This window comes from Idiomarina loihiensis L2TR, assembly GCF_000008465.1.
Taxonomy (GTDB): domain Bacteria; phylum Pseudomonadota; class Gammaproteobacteria; order Enterobacterales; family Alteromonadaceae; genus Idiomarina; species Idiomarina loihiensis.
The window spans coordinates 1,095,392-1,112,115 of sequence record NC_006512.1; the positions used below are offsets into that span (position 1 = coordinate 1,095,392).

Annotated in this window: 12 protein-coding genes; 6 read left to right on the top strand and 6 right to left on the bottom strand. The window is 46.8% G+C overall.

Annotated features, from left to right (window positions below):
* The first annotated feature begins 81 nt into the window (after positions 1-81).
* Together fldB and IL_RS05255 are read left to right on the top strand one after the other, a co-directional pair.
* Positions 82-603 (top strand): flavodoxin FldB, encoded by a 522-nt coding sequence (gene fldB, locus IL_RS05250; protein ID WP_034820885.1) that lies wholly within the window; start codon positions 82-84, stop codon positions 601-603.
* Positions 604-608: 5 nt separating this feature from the next.
* On the top strand, positions 609-3,011 hold the full coding sequence (locus tag IL_RS05255; protein WP_011234276.1) for a zinc-dependent metalloprotease: 2,403 nt from the start codon (positions 609-611) through the stop codon (positions 3,009-3,011).
* An 18-nt stretch (positions 3,012-3,029) separates the two neighbouring features.
* On the opposite strand, the gene IL_RS05260 is transcribed toward IL_RS05255, so the two are convergent.
* The 3 genes from IL_RS05260 to IL_RS05270 form a co-directional block, all read right to left on the bottom strand.
* On the bottom strand, positions 3,030-3,422 hold the full coding sequence (locus tag IL_RS05260; RefSeq protein WP_011234277.1) for an acyl-CoA thioesterase: 393 nt from the start codon (positions 3,420-3,422) through the stop codon (positions 3,030-3,032).
* Between the two features lie 40 nt (positions 3,423-3,462).
* On the bottom strand, positions 3,463-5,694 hold the full coding sequence (locus IL_RS05265) for a S9 family peptidase (protein WP_011234278.1): 2,232 nt from the start codon (positions 5,692-5,694) through the stop codon (positions 3,463-3,465).
* A 139-nt stretch (positions 5,695-5,833) separates the two neighbouring features.
* On the bottom strand, positions 5,834-7,993 hold the full coding sequence (locus IL_RS05270; protein ID WP_011234279.1) for a TonB-dependent receptor: 2,160 nt from the start codon (positions 7,991-7,993) through the stop codon (positions 5,834-5,836).
* A 176-nt stretch (positions 7,994-8,169) separates the two neighbouring features.
* Between IL_RS05270 and IL_RS05275 the strand changes: the two genes are divergently transcribed.
* Positions 8,170-9,816: a M28 family metallopeptidase gene (locus IL_RS05275; RefSeq protein ID WP_011234280.1), complete on the top strand. Its 1,647-nt coding sequence runs from the start codon at positions 8,170-8,172 to the stop codon at positions 9,814-9,816.
* A gap of 127 nt (positions 9,817-9,943) precedes the next feature.
* On the top strand, positions 9,944-11,647 hold the full coding sequence (locus tag IL_RS05280) for a GNAT family N-acyltransferase (RefSeq protein ID WP_011234281.1): 1,704 nt from the start codon (positions 9,944-9,946) through the stop codon (positions 11,645-11,647).
* Here IL_RS05280 and IL_RS05285 read toward each other — a convergent pair.
* Both IL_RS05285 and IL_RS05290 read right to left on the bottom strand, forming a co-directional pair.
* Positions 11,629-12,330: a UDP-2,3-diacylglucosamine diphosphatase gene (locus IL_RS05285; protein ID WP_011234282.1), complete on the bottom strand. Its 702-nt coding sequence runs from the start codon at positions 12,328-12,330 to the stop codon at positions 11,629-11,631. The two genes, IL_RS05280 and IL_RS05285, sit on opposite strands and share 19 nt — an antisense overlap.
* Before the next feature lie 4 nt (positions 12,331-12,334).
* Positions 12,335-12,832: a peptidylprolyl isomerase gene (locus tag IL_RS05290; RefSeq protein ID WP_011234283.1), complete on the bottom strand. Its 498-nt coding sequence runs from the start codon at positions 12,830-12,832 to the stop codon at positions 12,335-12,337.
* Positions 12,833-12,949: 117 nt separating this feature from the next.
* Between IL_RS05290 and cysS the strand changes: the two genes are divergently transcribed.
* Positions 12,950-14,329 carry a cysteine--tRNA ligase gene (gene cysS, locus IL_RS05295; protein WP_011234284.1) on the top strand — a complete coding sequence of 460 codons (1,380 nt, stop codon included), beginning with the start codon at positions 12,950-12,952 and terminating at the stop codon, positions 14,327-14,329.
* Positions 14,330-14,357: 28 nt separating this feature from the next.
* Positions 14,358-15,902, top strand: a complete 1,545-nt coding sequence (locus IL_RS05300; RefSeq protein WP_011234285.1) for a M17 family metallopeptidase — start codon at positions 14,358-14,360, stop codon at positions 15,900-15,902.
* 87 nt (positions 15,903-15,989) lie between these two features.
* Here IL_RS05300 and IL_RS05305 read toward each other — a convergent pair whose 3' ends face one another.
* Positions 15,990-16,589, bottom strand: a complete 600-nt coding sequence (locus IL_RS05305; RefSeq protein WP_011234286.1) for a Yip1 family protein — start codon at positions 16,587-16,589, stop codon at positions 15,990-15,992.
* Positions 16,590-16,724: the final 135 nt, after the last annotated feature.

Sequence of the window (16,724 nt, forward strand, 5' to 3'; positions counted from 1 at the left end):
AGGCGCTCATTCTAACGGTCTTTTTGTTACAATGCATCCGCATCAAAGACTCAACCTATGACAGAGGTAGTTATTATGTCCCTGGAAATTGGCTTGTTTTACGGCTCTACCACTTGCTATACCGAAATTGCTGCAGAAAAAATTCAGCAAGCCATTGGCGAGGACATTGTTCAGCTGTTTGATATAAAAAATACCCCGCTAAAAGAAGCTGAGCAATTTGATATTCTTATTTTTGGTATTTCCACCTGGGATTTTGGCGAACTTCAGGAAGACTGGGAAAGCCATTGGGACGACATAAATGACGTGAACCTGCGCGGTAAAGTTGTTGCGCTGTTTGGGATGGGTGATCAGGAAGGTTATACCGACTGGTTCCAGGACGCTCTGGGCATGCTGCACGATGCCATAGCCAACCACGGCTGCAAGCGCATTGGTTTTTGGCCAAATCAGGGCTACGAATTTGCCGCCTCCAAAGCGTTAACCGCAGATAACACTCAGTTCGTCGGTTTATCACTAGATGAAGACTCCCAATATGAGCTATCAGATGAACGTATTGAACAATGGACGACGCAAATTTTAGAAGAAATTGCCGAACAATTAGGATAATAAAAATGCAAAGCTTTCTTTCAAAAACCCTGCTGTTACTCGCTTTGTTGATGTCGGTAACGGCCCAGGCAAAAACCGAAGCTCCCGGCATTGACGAGTTCACTTCGTCATTTCAGGAGCACCCCGGATTTTTCACCTTTTACCACGATGAAGCTAGTGCAAAGTTTTATCTGGAAGTGCCGAGGCAAGGATCACAGTTTATTTTTCAAACCAGTCTTCCCTGGGGGTTAGGTTCTAATGATGTCGGGCTGGACCGCGGGCAACTGGGTGAAACTCGGTTAGCATCATTTCATGTTGAAGGAAATAAGGCGTTATTGGTTCAACACAATACCGAGTTTCGTGCACAAACGCGGAATCAGGCTGAACGCAGCAGTGTCGATCAAGCGTTTGCCGACGCCGTGCTTTATGGTTTTGACGTTGTTGCGAGCAACGATGAACGTGTGTTAATCGACTACACCCCTTACTTGTTGAGCGATGTGCACGGTGTTAGTAAGCGCTTACAGCAAACCGAGCAAGGACAATTTAAGGCCGATACAAGCCGCTCAGTCATTTACCCTGAACGTAGCAAAGCCTTTTCAGAAAATACGGAGCTAGAAGCGAAAGTCACTTTTGTCGGTTACGGAAAAGGGCAGTGGATAAATCAGGTTGCGGCCAACGCCGATGCACTTTCTTTGCACCTGCACCACTCCTTTATAAAGCTACCTGACGCCGGATACCAACCCCGGAAATTTCATCCAAACAGCGGTTTTTGGGCTCACAGCTTTAAAGACTACGCAGCACCTCTTGGCGAATCGATGACAGTGCAATATATCCCGCGTCACCGGTTGAATAAGAAAGACCCTATTGCCTCACAAAGTGAAGCGCGTGAACCTATTGTTTATTATCTTGACCCAGGTGCACCGGAACCTGTCAAAACGGCACTGCTTGAAGGTGCCCGCTGGTGGGCTCAGGGCTTTGAAGCCTTAGGTTTCGAGAATGCTTTTCAGGTAAAAGTTCTGCCCGACGGTGCTGACCCTATGGATGTGCGCTACAACGTTATTCAGTGGGTTCACCGGGCAACCCGTGGCTGGTCTTACGGCTCGTCGGTAATAGACCCTCGTACCGGCGAAATCATTAAAGGTCATGTCACCCTGGGGTCGCTGCGTGTTCGCCAGGATATGAAAATAGCCGAAGGCTTGTTGACGCCTTTTATCGAAGACCGCAATGAACTTAAAAGCGCGGTAAAAAATATGGCTCTGGCTCGTATTCGCCAATTAAGTGCACACGAAATAGGCCATACCTTAGGAATAGCTCATAACTTTGCTGCCAGCGCGTCAGACAGAGCTTCCGTTATGGACTACCCTCACCCGCTGGTAAACCTGACAACAGATGGCGGTTTAAGCCTAAGCAACGCTTATACAGAAGGTTTAGGAGTATGGGATAAGCAAGTTCTGGCTTATGGGTACAGTGACTTTGGCGGTATGCCATCGTCTGACGAGCAACTCGCCCGTATTCTGGATGAAAATAAAACGCTCAATCTCAGCTTCATTTCAGACAGAGATGCACGCCCTGCCGGTGGTGCTCACCCTCAGGCACATTTATGGGATAACGGCAGCGAACCTGTTACCGAGCTTGAACGCCTGCTTTCAGTGCGCCAGCAAGTGCTGGATAACTTCAGCAAGGACATGCTGAACAGCGATCAGCCATTAAGCCAGTTACAATCGATCTTTGTGCCTATTTACTTGCTGCACCGGTACCAAACAGAAGCCGCAGTAAAATGGTTAGGCGGCGTTAACTACCATTACTATATGGCTGACGACTCTACGGACGACTACCAGCCGGTAGGGGCCGCCAGACAACAAGCGGCTCTTAAACAGTTGTTAAAAACCATTCAGGCAGATACTTTGCGTGTGCCTTCACATATTAAACAATGGCTGGTTCCGTCGGCTTACGGTGAAAGCTCATCGCGCGAGAACTTCAGTGGTAAAACAGGGCTAATACCCGATACCGTCAGCATGGCTGCCAGCGCCGCGGATCACAGTTTAAGTTTGATGTTAAACAGCCAGCGTCTGAACCGGTTAGCACAACAACACGCGGACAATGACCGAGTGCCTTCTCCGGCCGGACTGATGACAGCTATTTTCAATACCGTTTTCAGCGACTGGGAAAACGCAAAAAAAGCCCCGGTTCAGCAGCGCTTGCTGGCAACAGCTATCAACGCCGAAGTAAGAGCGGTAAAAAATTCGGGACTGGCTGCAGAAACCCGGTTAGTTATGCGAGCTGAGCTTGCTGAACAACAACAGAAGCTTGCCAAGTCGGACTCACTACTCGTAAAGCAATTGGCAAAAGATTTAGATAAATTCTTAAACGAAGGGGAATGGCCGGAACAATACGAACCCGAGCCGTTACCGCCGGGTTCGCCAATTTAAATGAAAGATCAGAGCCGCTTAAAGCGGCTCTGGAAAATCGTCTAACTGCTCTTTGGTTTTGCCATGAGGCGTTGGCTGACGAGTTTCCGGATCAATATGTACGAAAACAATATCATCAGCTGAACAAATATTTTGCTTGGTGTGCTTATTGCGTACCAGACAAGTAATCGCTAACGACGTGCGTCCCACAGATTTCACCTGCAGACCAAATTCAACAACATCGCCCTGAAACGCCGAAGTTTCAAAGGTAATAGCACCAATATGCTTAGTTACCAGGCTTTTTGCCCCTAACTGGCAACTGGCAAAGATATAAGCTTCTTCGTCAATCCATTCTAAAATACGGCCACCAAATAACGACCCGGCAAAGTTCAAATCATTTGGCATAACCAGTCGGCGAGATAAAAAGCGCATAGTCACTCCTTGTTCATGGAAGATATGTACATATTATAACCTATTGTTCGCCAATGGTTTGTTGAAAAAATTGAGCAATCATTGAATATAAATGAATTTTTGTATTACGCCCGTTAATAGAATGCTTTTTCCCCGGGTAATTCATCATTTCAAAAGCCTGAGCGTTGTCCTGCAATTGCTTATACAGCTTCGTGCTATGAGTAAACAAAACATTGTCATCCGCCATTCCATGGTAAATCAGTAAATCACCTTTTAAGTTATCGCTGTATGGAAAAACCGATGAGTTTTCATAGGCATTACCATCACCCGGCATGCCCATAAAACGTTCGGTGTAATGCGTATCATACAAACGCCAGTCGGTTACCGGTGCGCCAGCCACTCCAGCCTTAAAATATTCAGGTGCTTTAAACATAGCCAGCAGCGACATGTAACCGCCGTAACTGTGACCATATATACCGATGCGCTTTGGGTCGACATAAGGCAGGCTGGTTAAATACTTAACCCCAACCACCTGATCATCTACTTCCGGGCTCCCCATATTCTTATAAATAGGTGCCTCAAAACGCTTTCCCCTATTCGCCGAACCGCGGTTATCCAGAGTGAAAACAATAAAGCCCTGTTGAGCCATATATTGAACAAAACCACTGCCCCAGCTTTTGGTTACTCGCTGCGCTCCGGGACCGCCATAAACATACACCAGCACCGGATATTTTTTTTCTGCATCAAAATCTCCTGGCTTGGTCATTTTGTAATAAAGCGTCTGCCCGTCTTCAGCTTTTAGCTCACCGAACTCAGGGTAACGCCAGTTTCTCAAGTAAGGAGACAGTGGATGCTCACCTGTCACTTCGTTTTCAGCCAACCACACCAAATGATTACCAGTTGGCCCGTGCAAACTTACTTGTTTGGGCTGCTGAGGCGATGAGTAGGTGTCCAGATACAAGCGCACATCGGCATCAAATTCAATATGGTGCATACCTTCACGCGTTGTAATGCGCGTTGGGTTGGCCGCAGAACTTGCATTTAGCTGAGTACGATACAGGTGAGATTCTAGTGGTGATTTTTTCCGGGCGGTAAAGTACAGCGTGCCAGTACTTTCATCAATAGCTTCCAGTTCATCTACTTGCCAATCGCCAGAACTCAATTGACGAATTAACGATCCGTCCAGGCGATATAAATAAAGATGTTTGAAACCGCTTCGTTCAGATGCCCAAATGAAATGCTTATTATCATTTAAGAAATACAAGTCATCGTGCAGATTCAGCCAGCTATCTGAGGTTTCTGTCAACAACTCACGCTGGGTTTCACTTGTTCGATTATAAAGCCAAAGCGTCAGTGCTTGCTGATCTCTGCTTTGCCATTGATAACTCAAACGTTTGCTGTCACCAACCCACTTAACCCGGGCTAAATACCCATCATTTAGCTTATCCAGCTGCAGCCAATTGGTCTGTTTATCAGCAATTTGATATACCCCAAGGTCAATCTCTACGTTGTCGCTTCCGGCGAACGGATAACGCTGTTGTATGGTTTCAATTCGGTCCGCGTATATCTCACTGCGGGTAGCGAGAGGCACAGGACTTTCATCAACTTTGGTTAACGCAATAGCCGACTCATCCGGAGCCCACCAGTAACCGGTCATGCGCTTCATTTCTTCCTGGGCAACAAACTCCGCCATACCAAACTTAAGCGTGTTACCGCCTTCGGTTGTAACCGCATGTTCTTCACCACTGGCAAGGTCAATAAAGTACAAATTCTGTTCGCGGACAAAAGACACGTAGCTGCTTTTTGGCGAGAACTTAACGTCAGTTTCAAAAGCATCCGTTTTTGTCAGCTGAGTCACTTTTTCTTCGTCAGTCTGGTAATAAAAAACATCACCGTTATAGGGGAAAAGCAGCGCATCCCCTTTTGCTGACCAGCTGTACTCAATTATGCCACTGCCGCTAATGCGTTGACGTTCCCTACGGGCTTTCTCTTCGTCGGATAATTCAAGCTCACTGGCAGCGATCTGGTCTGCCGCAACTAACAATTTATGTGTCTCGGCCTCGATATCGTATAACCAGAGATCATAACGTTGCGGCTCTTCCTTACTGCCTTTTAAGTATGAAAGGTATTGCCCGCCGGGCGCAAACTTTAACGATTTTGGTGTTTCCCCCGTAAGAGTGGGGCCACTAAACAAACGTTCTATGGTTAACTCTTCGGCAAAAACAGAGAGACTAAAAAAGCTAAAAACAATAATAGCAATCGCCTGAATACGACGATTAAAATGAAAAGGCATGATGCAAGATCCAACGATGAGTTTATTACCACTTATATTAACAAAGTTCGGGATAAAAATCGGTTGGCTGCGGTGAAATAACACGAAAACGCTACCGCCGAATTACGACGATAGCGTTATTTTCGGGAGGGCGGTTCAATTAGAAGCTAATAGATACGCCAGCCTGGAAACGACGACCGGTAACAGGTGCGTCATCTTTTATAAAGGAGCTGTGAACAAAGCCTAGCTGATCTGTCAGGTTTTCACCTTTCAGATAAAGCGTAGCACCGTAGTTTGCTAACCACTCCGGGTAAAAATTGACGCGGGCGTTCAGTAAGCCATAAGCATCGGTTACGGTCTCATTCTGCCCTATTTTATCCTGTTCCATGTAGCGCGTATAACCGATAGCACCATCCCAGCCAACGGCCTGATAACGCACTTCTGTACCAATGCGTTGCGCCGGGATTCTCGGTAAATCATCGCCATCACGCTGTTTTGCACGGGTATAGTCACTAAAACCGTGAAGTGACCACTGTTCTGTGAATTTCCAGTCTAACTCGAGTTCATAACCATAAAGCTCGGCGTCAACTTGTTTAAACTGAACCACTTGCAGACCGCCATGATCATGCTCGCCTTCGTGTTCGTGCTCCTCTTCGTGGGCATGCTCTTCGTGGTCATGGTCCTCATCACCATGCAATTGTTCACTGTTCAGGCCAATAAAATCATCGTAAATGAAATCATCAACGCGATTGTAGAACACGTTCAAATTTGCATGAAAGCTGTCATTTTCGTAATGAAAACCCGCATCAATGTTGTTTGACGTTTCGGTTTTAATTGCCACTTCGTTTGGCTCAACATGATACTCGTCAAGCTCTTCTTCATGTAGTTCGTAACCCAGGCCAAGTTCATAAGTACGGGTTGCAAAGTGATTCCCGTTAGCAAAAACTTCATTTGCAGCCGGAGCTCTTTCTGCATGACTTAGGTTAAATGAAACCGAGGTGTGATCACTGAAGTGGTAGAGATAACCAGCAGACGCTGAAGTGGCATCAAAGGTATCCAGTTTGCGCTCCTCACTGGAAAGCGATGTGCGCTCATGGCGAACACCTAAATCAACGTGATGAGAACCAAATTCCTGCTCTACGACCCAGAACAAGCCTTGAGTGCGACGCGAGGTATTCGGCGTAAAGGCTTCTTCGCCAAAAGCCGCCTTATCACTGATGTCCCACTGCCAGCCGACAGCACCTTTCCATCCTGCAATTTCTTTATGCTGACCAATCAGTCGTATCTCTTTTTGTTCATTTTCAAATTGAGTTGCAACGAAATTGTCTTCAATTTCCTGATGCTGGTAGTCAGTTAAAGCTGCGCGAAAATCTAAGCGGTTAAAGCCACTGAAAGGATTACGCCACTGACCGGCAAATTGAATACGCTCTTGCTCCAGGTCTGCATAAGGGCCAGCCTCTGCGTGTTCATGCTCGTCTTCATGACCCGGCTCTTCCTCATGCTCATCTTCTTCCTCACCATGACCGTGGTCATGACCGGGAATACCGTATTCCTGATAGAGTCCCTGGTAAGACACTCCGAAAAAGCCGTCATCAAACTGGTAACTGGCGCCAATGGTGCCACCCTGAGCGTCAATGAACGAGTTTTCGACATGATCCACCGTTTCACCTTCGTCATTCGTAAAGGATGGCGTCTCATAATCATTTGCGCGGCGAATAAAGGCATCGGTATAAAGAGCCCAGCGACCATTGCCTATTTGCAAGTCGTAAGACCCCTCTTTATTATCATTGTTAGTCGAGGCTGACACATTTGCATTACCTTGAATGCCGTAAACAGGCTCAGAAGGGATCCGGTTGTCGACCACGTTAATTACGCCACCAATTGCCCCACTACCGTAAAGCAAAGTTGCCGGACCTCTTAATACCTCAATTTGTTGTGCTGTACTGGTTTCCGTTGTTACTGCATGGTCGGGACCACCACGGGATACGTCACCAGTATCAAGACCATTTTGAGTGATTTTCACTCTTGGTCCGCCCAATCCACGAATAATGGGGCTACCTGCGACATTCGCAAAGTGAGTGTTATTGATGCCCGGTTCCATTGCCAGAGTTTCCCCCAGACTATGAGCATTCTTTTGCTTAAGCGCGTCACCGGAAATAATATTGACCGGCTGTGCTGATTCAAGCGCTGTCTTATCCAGCGGGCTTGCATTAATAACAATGACTTCATAGTCATTAATGTGTTCATGTTCTTCTTGCTGTTGCGCATGCGCGACGGTACTTGTTGCCAGTAATGCAAGAGTTAACGCATTCAGTTTCATAACCACTCCAGTTAACGTTGTTTCAGATTAACGCCATCTCGTTATTGTAATAATATAACATTACAAAATCCTGATACGTTTTGCAACACTCTTTCAACTATCCACTCTGGTTGTCTGTTATCTGCTGCGGTACACTAGCTTCGCTATTACGATAAAAATAAAACCAAGGACATAATATGAAGCCATCCCATATTCTTCTGCCCGTTACATTAAGCCTGCTGGTCGCGGCTTGTGGCGCATCAGAACCCGAGTCAAAAACGACGGAAATCCGTGCTGAGGAATCCAATATTCGTGCTCATTTAGAGTTTCTTGCAGACGATGACCTTAAAGGTCGTGAAACCGGTAGCAACGAGCACGAAATTGCCTCGAACTACATCGTTTCTGAATTCAAGCAGTTAGGCCTTGAGCCTGCAGGTGATGACGGCACTTATTATCAGCGCATTCCTTTTCGTAAAAGTACACTGAAAGAAAACAGCGCCCGAATGACCTTTGAAAACAATGGTGAAGTGGTCGAGTTTGAATTCCCTAAGCAATTCATTACCGGTCCAAGTCATTATGAAGAAAAGGACGAAATTACTGCGCCATTAGTTTTTGTCGGCTATGGTATGGAAGCTCCTGAATTTGGTCTTGATGACTACAACGGCCTTGACGTAGAAGGCAAAATTGTTGTCATGTTAACCGGCCGTCCGGAATTTTTACCTAGCGAGGAAGGTGCTCACCTGGCCAACATTAAAAGTGATATTGCCCGCGAAAAAGGTGCTGTTGGCATTATTACACTACACACACCAGTGCGCGAAAAAACTCGCAAATACGAAACCAGTGTTTATTACACCAAGACACCTCGCATGACCTGGTTAGGTCCTAATGGCTTACCTAAAGGTGAAGAGCAACAGTTAAAAGGTTCTGCCTATATTGATGATGAACCTGCGGAGAAACTGTTTGCGAATGCTCCGACTGAATTGAGCACTATCTTCGAGAAAATTGAGGAAGACCCGGACTTCTCTCCTAAAGGGTTTGAACTGGAAGGCGAAGTCACCCTGGCTCGTGAATCGCGTCACGAGGAAATTTCCAGCCCTAACGTCGCAGCCGTATTGCCTGGTTCTGACAAAACGCTGAAAGACGAATACGTTATTTATACTGCGCATTCCGATCATATCGGCGTAGTAAAAGACATGAGCCGCGAAGACAATATCAACAATGGCGCGATGGATAATGCCAGTGGCGTTTCCATTATGCTGGAAACCGCTCGCTTGTTTGTAGAGTCAGAGCAAGAATTTGACCGTTCAATTATGTTCTTGTCGGTAACTGCAGAAGAAAAAGGTCTGTTAGGTGCGGACTACTTTGCCAATAACCCAACGGTTCCTTTAGAAAATATCGTAGCAAACGTAAACCTGGATATGCCGGTACTACTGTATGATTTTGCCGATGTCATTGCCTTTGGTGCTTCTCATTCAACTTTGGGTGACACTGTTAGCAAGGCAGCTCAGCAATTCGATACAAAGCAAAGCCCTGACCCTATGCCTGAGCAGGCTATTTTTACTCGCTCAGACCATTACACTCTGGTCAAAAAAGGCATTCCGGCGGTATTTTTAATGACTGGCTTTACCTCACGTACCGAAGGTGAAGACGGCGGCGAAGTCTGGGGCGAGTTTTTTGCTGAGCACTATCACAAGCCCAGCGATGGACTCAATTTAGATATTAACTACGAAGCAGGAGCCCGCTTTACCAATATTAACTTTGCCATTGGTAAAGAAATTGCGAACGCCGATAAGCGTCCACAATGGCTGGAAGACTCGTTCTTCGGTAAGCAATTTAACGACTAAGCGTACTGTTAAAGCACAGAACGAACTCCAGGGAGCCTTAACCGGCTCCCTTTTTTGTTAGCGACCGTCATTAAACTGTCATTTACGCTCTCTACACTTTTACCATCAGTAGCTGCCGGAGCACTTGATGTTATCTGTAGACAAAGTCGTTAATGACAAGCTTCCACTCATTAAAGGTAAACCCTGGTTAGAGAAGCCAACAACCTGGGTTTTACGCAACCTTTTACACGAAGAAGACATTCAGAAGTTTGGCAAAAGCTCGCCCTCTTTAGAAGGCATAGACTTTGTTGAACACACTCTGGACTACTTCAATTTCACTTACTCCTACTCTTCGCAAGAACTGGATAATATCCCTGTAAGCGGACGTCTGGTTATTATTGCGAATCATCCGATAGGCTCTCTTGATGGGCTGGCGTTATTAAAGTTAGTGAGTGAAATGCGCAGCGATGTAAAAATAGTTGCCAATGAATGGCTGTCTGCACTCGAACCTCTTAATTCTTTATTGCTGCCGGTTAATGTCTTCGGCGGCAAACCCAGCCGCAAAGATATTCGCAACATACATAACCACCTTCACGACGAAGGGTGCGTCATACTGTTTCCTGCAGGTGAAGTGTCGCGGTTACGCCCTAACGGGGTACGTGACACACACTGGCAAAGTGGCTTCCTGAAAATAGCCAAGGCGACTCAAAGTGACATTTTGCCCATACGTCTCGACGCTCATAACTCGGCCTGGTTTTACACCGCTTCTATGGTCTACAAGCCTTTAGCTACCATGCTCCTGGTGAAGGAAATGTTTCGCCAGCAACGTAAGCAGGTTAAATGTCATATAGGGCAAAGAATTCCGGTTGAAGCCTTTCTTCATCAGGGGTTGAGTGTAAATCAGCAGGTTAAACTGTTTAAAAAGCACCTGTACCGTTTAGGCACTCAAAAAAAGCCGATTTTCCCGACTCAAACAGCAATAGCCCGTCCCGAGTCGCGCCAGCCTTTGAAAGCGGCCATTGAGGCCTGTGAATTACTGGGTGAAACCCCATGTGGCAAAAAGATTTATCTGTATGAATTCAGTGGTAGCTCCCCTATTCTTCGGGAAATAGGCCGCTTAAGAGAAGTGGCTTTTCGCACCGTGGGCGAAGGTACCTGGCGTAAACGCGACCTTGATGAGTACGATACCTGGTATATGCACCTGATACTCTGGGATCCGGATGATCTTGAAATTGCTGGTGCTTACCGTCTGGGCGACTGCAATAAAATAATAGAAACGCACGGCCAAAACGGACTCTACAGTGACGGATTCTATGAGTTCTCAGACGCTATGAAGGAGATTTTTCCGCAAAGTCTGGAGCTGGGTCGCTCATTTGTTCAACCCCGGTACTGGGGTAAACGCAGTCTGGACTACCTCTGGGTTGGTATTGGAGCGCTGTTGCGTAAGCACCCAAATTATCGTTACTTATTTGGTTCTGTCAGTATTAGCAACGCCTTACCAAAGGATGCACAGGCCGCTTTAGTTAAATTTTACAGCAGCCATTTCCCACCGCAAACACCCATGGCAAGGGCAAACATTCCTTATCGTTTAAACACCGACTCAACGGTGCCTGACTTTACCGGTAACAACTACGCCGATGAATTTGTTCTGCTAAAAAGCTACATGGCAAATATCGGTTCCGCCATTCCCACACTTTACAAACAGTACTCGGAGCTATGCGAACCCGGCGGAGTGCAGTTTTTAGAGTTTGGCGTTGACCCGGATTTTAATCATTCGATAGACGGACTGGTGTTAGTGGATACCACCAAACTCAGCGCGAAGAAGCGCAAGCGTTATTTAGAAACGAGATAAGCACTGGCCTGCTGATACCAGTCGCCCAATACAATACGTTTAGCAGGTTTGCCGTCACCGAGAGTAAAGCAATGCACGGCCGGACGGTGTGTGTGACCATGAATTAGCTTTCTAACGCCGTGCTTTTCCATAACATGCAGCACTTCACTGTGCTGAGCATCCATTTTATAAAGCTGTTCCGGGGTTAATTCAGGTCTTTGGCTACTGGATTTTTGCCGTAACCGATTAGCAATACGCATACGCCAGGACAAGGGTAAGCTGCGCATAATACCTTTGACCATAGCATTCTGGATAATAGCCCGATAACGCAGATAGCCTTTATCCAGCGTACATAAGGTATCACCGTGCATCAGCAGTATCCGCTCGCCATACAAGTCAATGACCGTTTCATCCGGGAGAAGGGTTAAGCCAACGTCGCTGGCAAAACGCTCACCCACCATGAAATCACGGTTCCCGGCCATAAAGTAAAGGCGTACACCGCTATCCGTCATGTGCTTCAGCTGACTTTTTACTTGCGCCGCAAATTCGCTGGTGTCGTCGTCGCCCAGCCAGGCATCGAACAAATCACCTAGAATATATAGCGCATCAAGATTTTGGTGTTGCTGACAAAAGTCATCAAAAGCAGCCAGAATATCTGGCCGCCCCGGACTTAAATGTAAGTCAGCGATAAAACCGGTGGTCATGGAATCAGTCTTTAACCGACACACTTTCAATAACCACGTCTTCAACCGGCACGTCCTGATGGAAGCCCGCTGAACCGGTTTTCACGTCTTTAATGGTGTTTACCACATCCATACCTTCAACAACTTCTGCGAATACACAATAACCATAGCCATTCGGTGTTTCATTCTGAAAGTTTAAAAAGGCATTGTCGTTCACGTTAATGAAAAATTGAGACGATGCGGAATGAGGATCGGGCGTGCGCGCCATAGCCACCGAGCCAACCACATTGGGTTTTGCTGTCGGCGCTTCGTTTTCAATATTCGCGCGTGTTTCTTTTTGCTTCATGCCAGGCTCAAAACCACCGCCCTGCACCATGAAGTTACTAATAATACGGTGAAAAATTGTGCCGTCATAAAAACCGTCACGGGCATACTGTAAAAAGTTATCTACAGTCTTAGGCGCGGTTTCATTGTGCATTTCTAAAGTGATATCACCATGATTGGTATGTAAAACGACTTGCATTGAATGTACCTGTTTCATTGACTAAACCAGCCAATAGTGTACCAGAGCCGTACCATAGGTGGTATCATAAGCCCCCAGTTTTCATCGCTAACCGTTTAAAAGTAAGAGACACTATTTATGGCATTAACCGTATTTAACACCCTCACTCGCAAAAAGCAGTTATTTGAGCCTATTCAACCCGGCCATGTGGGTATTTATGTGTGCGGTGTTACCACTTACGACTACTGCCATATTGGCCATGCCAGAACTTATGTCGCTTTTGATATTGTTGTGCGCTATCTGCGCAAGCTGGGGTACAGCGTTAAATACGTCCGCAACATTACTGATCTAGACGATAAAATCATTAAACGTGCAGCAGAAAACGGAGAAGATTTTCATCAGGTGACTGAGCGTTTTATTCGGGAAATGCACAAAGATTTTGACGCGTTGAACTTAGTCCGTCCCGATATTGAACCACGTGTAACCAGTCATATGGATGAAATTATCCTGATGATTGAACGCCTTATTGAAAACGGTAACGCCTATGAAGCCGGTAACGGCGACGTTCTGTTTGATGTTTCTACATTTAACGATTATGGCAAGCTCAGTCGTCAGGACTTAGAGCAATTACAAGCGGGTTCACGGGTTGATGTTGATGCGGCCAAGCAAGATCCGCTCGACTTTGTACTCTGGAAAAGTGCTAAACCCGGAGAGCCCAGCTGGTCTTCGCCCTGGGGCGAAGGTCGCCCGGGCTGGCATATTGAATGTTCAGCAATGAATAAGAAGCACTTAGGCAGCACTTTCGATATTCATGGTGGCGGCTCTGACTTGTCTTTTCCTCATCATGAAAATGAAATAGCTCAAAGCTGCTGCGCAAATCAATCTGAGTACGTAAAGTACTGGATGCACAGCGGTATGGTGCAGGTCGACAATGAAAAAATGTCGAAGTCACTAGGTAACTTTTTCACGATTCGCAGCGTACTGGAACAATACGACGCGGAAACGGTTCGTTATTTTCTGCTGTCGAGTCACTATCGCTCGCAGCTGAACTATACTCAGGAAAACCTGGATCAGGCGCACTCCGCTCTGGAGCGCTTATACACCGCATTGCGTGACATAACACCGCAAACCGCCAGCGAAGAATTGCGTAGTAAATACTGGCAGAGCTTTCAGCAGGCAATGGACGACGACTTAAACGCGCCGGAAGCCATGAGTGTGTTATTTGAAATTGCCCGGGAAATTAACCGCAACCGCGAGAGTGCTCCGGACACAGCCGCGCAGTTAGCGCACGTTTTGCTTGAGCTGGCTGAGGTAATGGGGCTGCTGCAACAGTCTCCGGAAGAGTTTTTACAAGGTGACGACGACGATGTCGCCAAAATTGAAGCGTTGATTGCCAAGCGTAATCAGGCCCGGGAAGATAAAGACTGGGCCGCAGCAGACGAAGCCCGTGATGAACTAACCAACATGGGCATTGTTTTAGAAGACGGTGCTGAAGGCACCCGCTGGCGTCGCGCTTAACCGACAAACTGATTAAGAGGTTTTACCTATGGCATTTGCACAGTTGCAAATCGTCAGCTCACTGGCTGACGCATACTCAAAAGATGGTGCCGACGCACTTATCTTAATTGGAAATTTTGATTCTATTGACGACTCAGCTTTGGCTGAAACTATCCAGCAGGCACAAATTACCGATCAAAGAGTGGGAAAACAGCCGTTGCTGTTAAAAGCAGACGGTGTTCCGGGCCAGCGTTTGGTCGCGGCACCTACCGGGCCGTTAAACCGTGACTTTGACGATGTCCGCCAGGTTTTCGATGCGGCACATGCTGCAGCAAAAGTTGCACAGGATGCCGGCGCACGCCACCCGGTTATTGCACTAAATAATGTCAACGTAAATGACGAACGTTACCAACAAGCCTTTTTAGCCGCTTACCTTGGCTTTTGTCAGGCACTTTACCAGCCACTGGAAGCTCGTGAAGCTCATGGTGAAGAAGCCATTGAACCGACTCAGAACGTCATTTTAGTTGGAGAGCTTGACGTTGAATGGGCTATGGCAGTTGAAGCCGGTAAACGCGTTGCTCGCGATCTTGCAGGTACCGAACCTGAGCGTATGGCACCACCTAAATTCGCTGAGTATTGCCGCCAGGCTTTTGCGCACACTTCGGTTAAGGTCACGGTTATCGATGACTACCAACAACTCCAACATGAGTACCCTTTGCTGGCAGCCGTTGGTCGCTCATCAATGGCTGTGGAGCGTCACCGCCCTTGTGTTATTCGCCTTGAGTATCACGGCAATAACCCGGAGCGTACGGTCATGTTTGCCGGTAAAGGTATTGTTTATGATACCGGTGGTGCTGACTTAAAAACCGGTGGTCATATGGCTGGTATGAGCCGCGATAAAGGTGGTGCCGCAGGCGTTGCCGGCTTCTTAAAAACGGTTTCGGAATTACAGCCAGAACACCTTAATGTGGTTGCTGAGATAGGCGCGGTACGTAACAGCATTGGTTCGGATGCTTTTGTTGCCGATGAAATTATTACCGGCCACAGCGGCAAGCGTGTCCGCATTGGTAATACCGATGCCGAAGGCCGTCTGATAATGGCCGACTTGTTGTCGCATTTGCGCGAAGAAGCGGCGAAAAGTGATGGCGAACACGAATTGTATACGGTAGCAACTCTGACAGGCCACGCAGCCCTTTCAAAAGGTCCATACAGCGCTCTGGTACCCAATGGCCATGCACGTCGTCAAAATCTGGCTCAGGCTCTATTCAATGCAGGCGAAACCTATGGTGACCCAACAGAAATATCCTGGTCACGTCGTGAAGACTTTGACTTTGTTAAAGGCCGTACCTTGTGCGATGACCTGTTGTCATCTAACAACGGTCCTTCTGCTGCTACGCCACGTGGACACCAGTTCCCAATGGCATTTCTGACCGGAGTATCCGGCCTGGACAATCATGGCATTGATAGTGAGCACCCAATAAGTTATATCCATATTGATATTGCCGGTAGCGGTGTGGAAGGCGGAGACTGGCAACACGGCAAACCAACAGCAGCTCCGGTTACTTGTCTGGCGGGTCATTACCTGAAGAAATAACTTTTACGAAAGCACTTTATTGAAAACAATAAAAAATGCCCGATTCTGGTTAAACAGAACCGGGCATTTTTTTATTTAGCATTTACCTTAAGAAATAAAATCTGGCCCAAAACCATTGGTCCATAAAATGGCGGTTGTTGCCATGAGTACAACCATAGCAATAAGACCTGCGGTCACTACCGAGCTCGCGTACAGAAAGCCACGTTCTTCCGGAATGTGCATAATAACCGGTAGGCCTGAGTAAAGCAGGTAAACCGAATAAGCCACACCAATAAGAAAAACGGAAGCAACAAACCACAGCTCAGGATAAATTGACGCTATCCCCGACATAATAACCGGAGTTGCCGCGTAAGCTGCTAATTCAAGCGATTTCGTATAGCTGGGATCAGCACCAAAGGTTTTTGCCATCCAGTAAATTAAGTAAGCCAACGCAAACGTGGCTCCCAAAATACCAATATACATTGCAACGCCAAGCATGATGCCACTGCTTTGGGTAAGATAAATAGACTCGCGGGCACCAACACTCCAGCCGATATGAGCTGAAGCATAGTAAGCTGCCAGACAAGGTAATATTGCTATCAGTAAAATATGAGAACACGAATAAAGAAAGCTCTCACGCTTGCTGTCTATCGATTTCCACTCTTGCGCTGGATGGGCGTATAAACCCCAAATATGATTCAGTATCATAATTTCACTTCCCCATAGTTCGCGGTCATACCGCCAAATTCGTAAATACGTTATAATTTTTGATGCGGGTACTGCTGAAAAATTCACCCCATGTATCTAATATTCAGCACCACCGGTATTCTGTCAAGGCCTTTT

Bases quoted from the DNA above. Each gene is read 5' to 3' on its own strand.
- IL_RS05255 (WP_011234276.1), top strand. From the start codon at position 609: ATGCAAAGCTTTCTTTCAAAAACCCTGCTGTTACTCGCTTTGTTGATG.
- IL_RS05260 (WP_011234277.1), bottom strand. From the start codon at position 3,422: ATGCGCTTTTTATCTCGCCGACTGGTTATGCCAAATGATTTGAACTTT.
- IL_RS05265 (WP_011234278.1), bottom strand. From the start codon at position 5,694: ATGCCTTTTCATTTTAATCGTCGTATTCAGGCGATTGCTATTATTGTT.
- IL_RS05270 (WP_011234279.1), bottom strand. From the start codon at position 7,993: ATGAAACTGAATGCGTTAACTCTTGCATTACTGGCAACAAGTACCGTC.
- IL_RS05275 (WP_011234280.1), top strand. From the start codon at position 8,170: ATGAAGCCATCCCATATTCTTCTGCCCGTTACATTAAGCCTGCTGGTC.
- IL_RS05280 (WP_011234281.1), top strand. From the start codon at position 9,944: ATGTTATCTGTAGACAAAGTCGTTAATGACAAGCTTCCACTCATTAAA.
- IL_RS05285 (WP_011234282.1), bottom strand. From the start codon at position 12,330: ATGACCACCGGTTTTATCGCTGACTTACATTTAAGTCCGGGGCGGCCA.
- IL_RS05290 (WP_011234283.1), bottom strand. From the start codon at position 12,832: ATGCAAGTCGTTTTACATACCAATCATGGTGATATCACTTTAGAAATG.
- cysS (WP_011234284.1), top strand. From the start codon at position 12,950: ATGGCATTAACCGTATTTAACACCCTCACTCGCAAAAAGCAGTTATTT.
- IL_RS05300 (WP_011234285.1), top strand. From the start codon at position 14,358: ATGGCATTTGCACAGTTGCAAATCGTCAGCTCACTGGCTGACGCATAC.
- IL_RS05305 (WP_011234286.1), bottom strand. From the start codon at position 16,589: ATGATACTGAATCATATTTGGGGTTTATACGCCCATCCAGCGCAAGAG.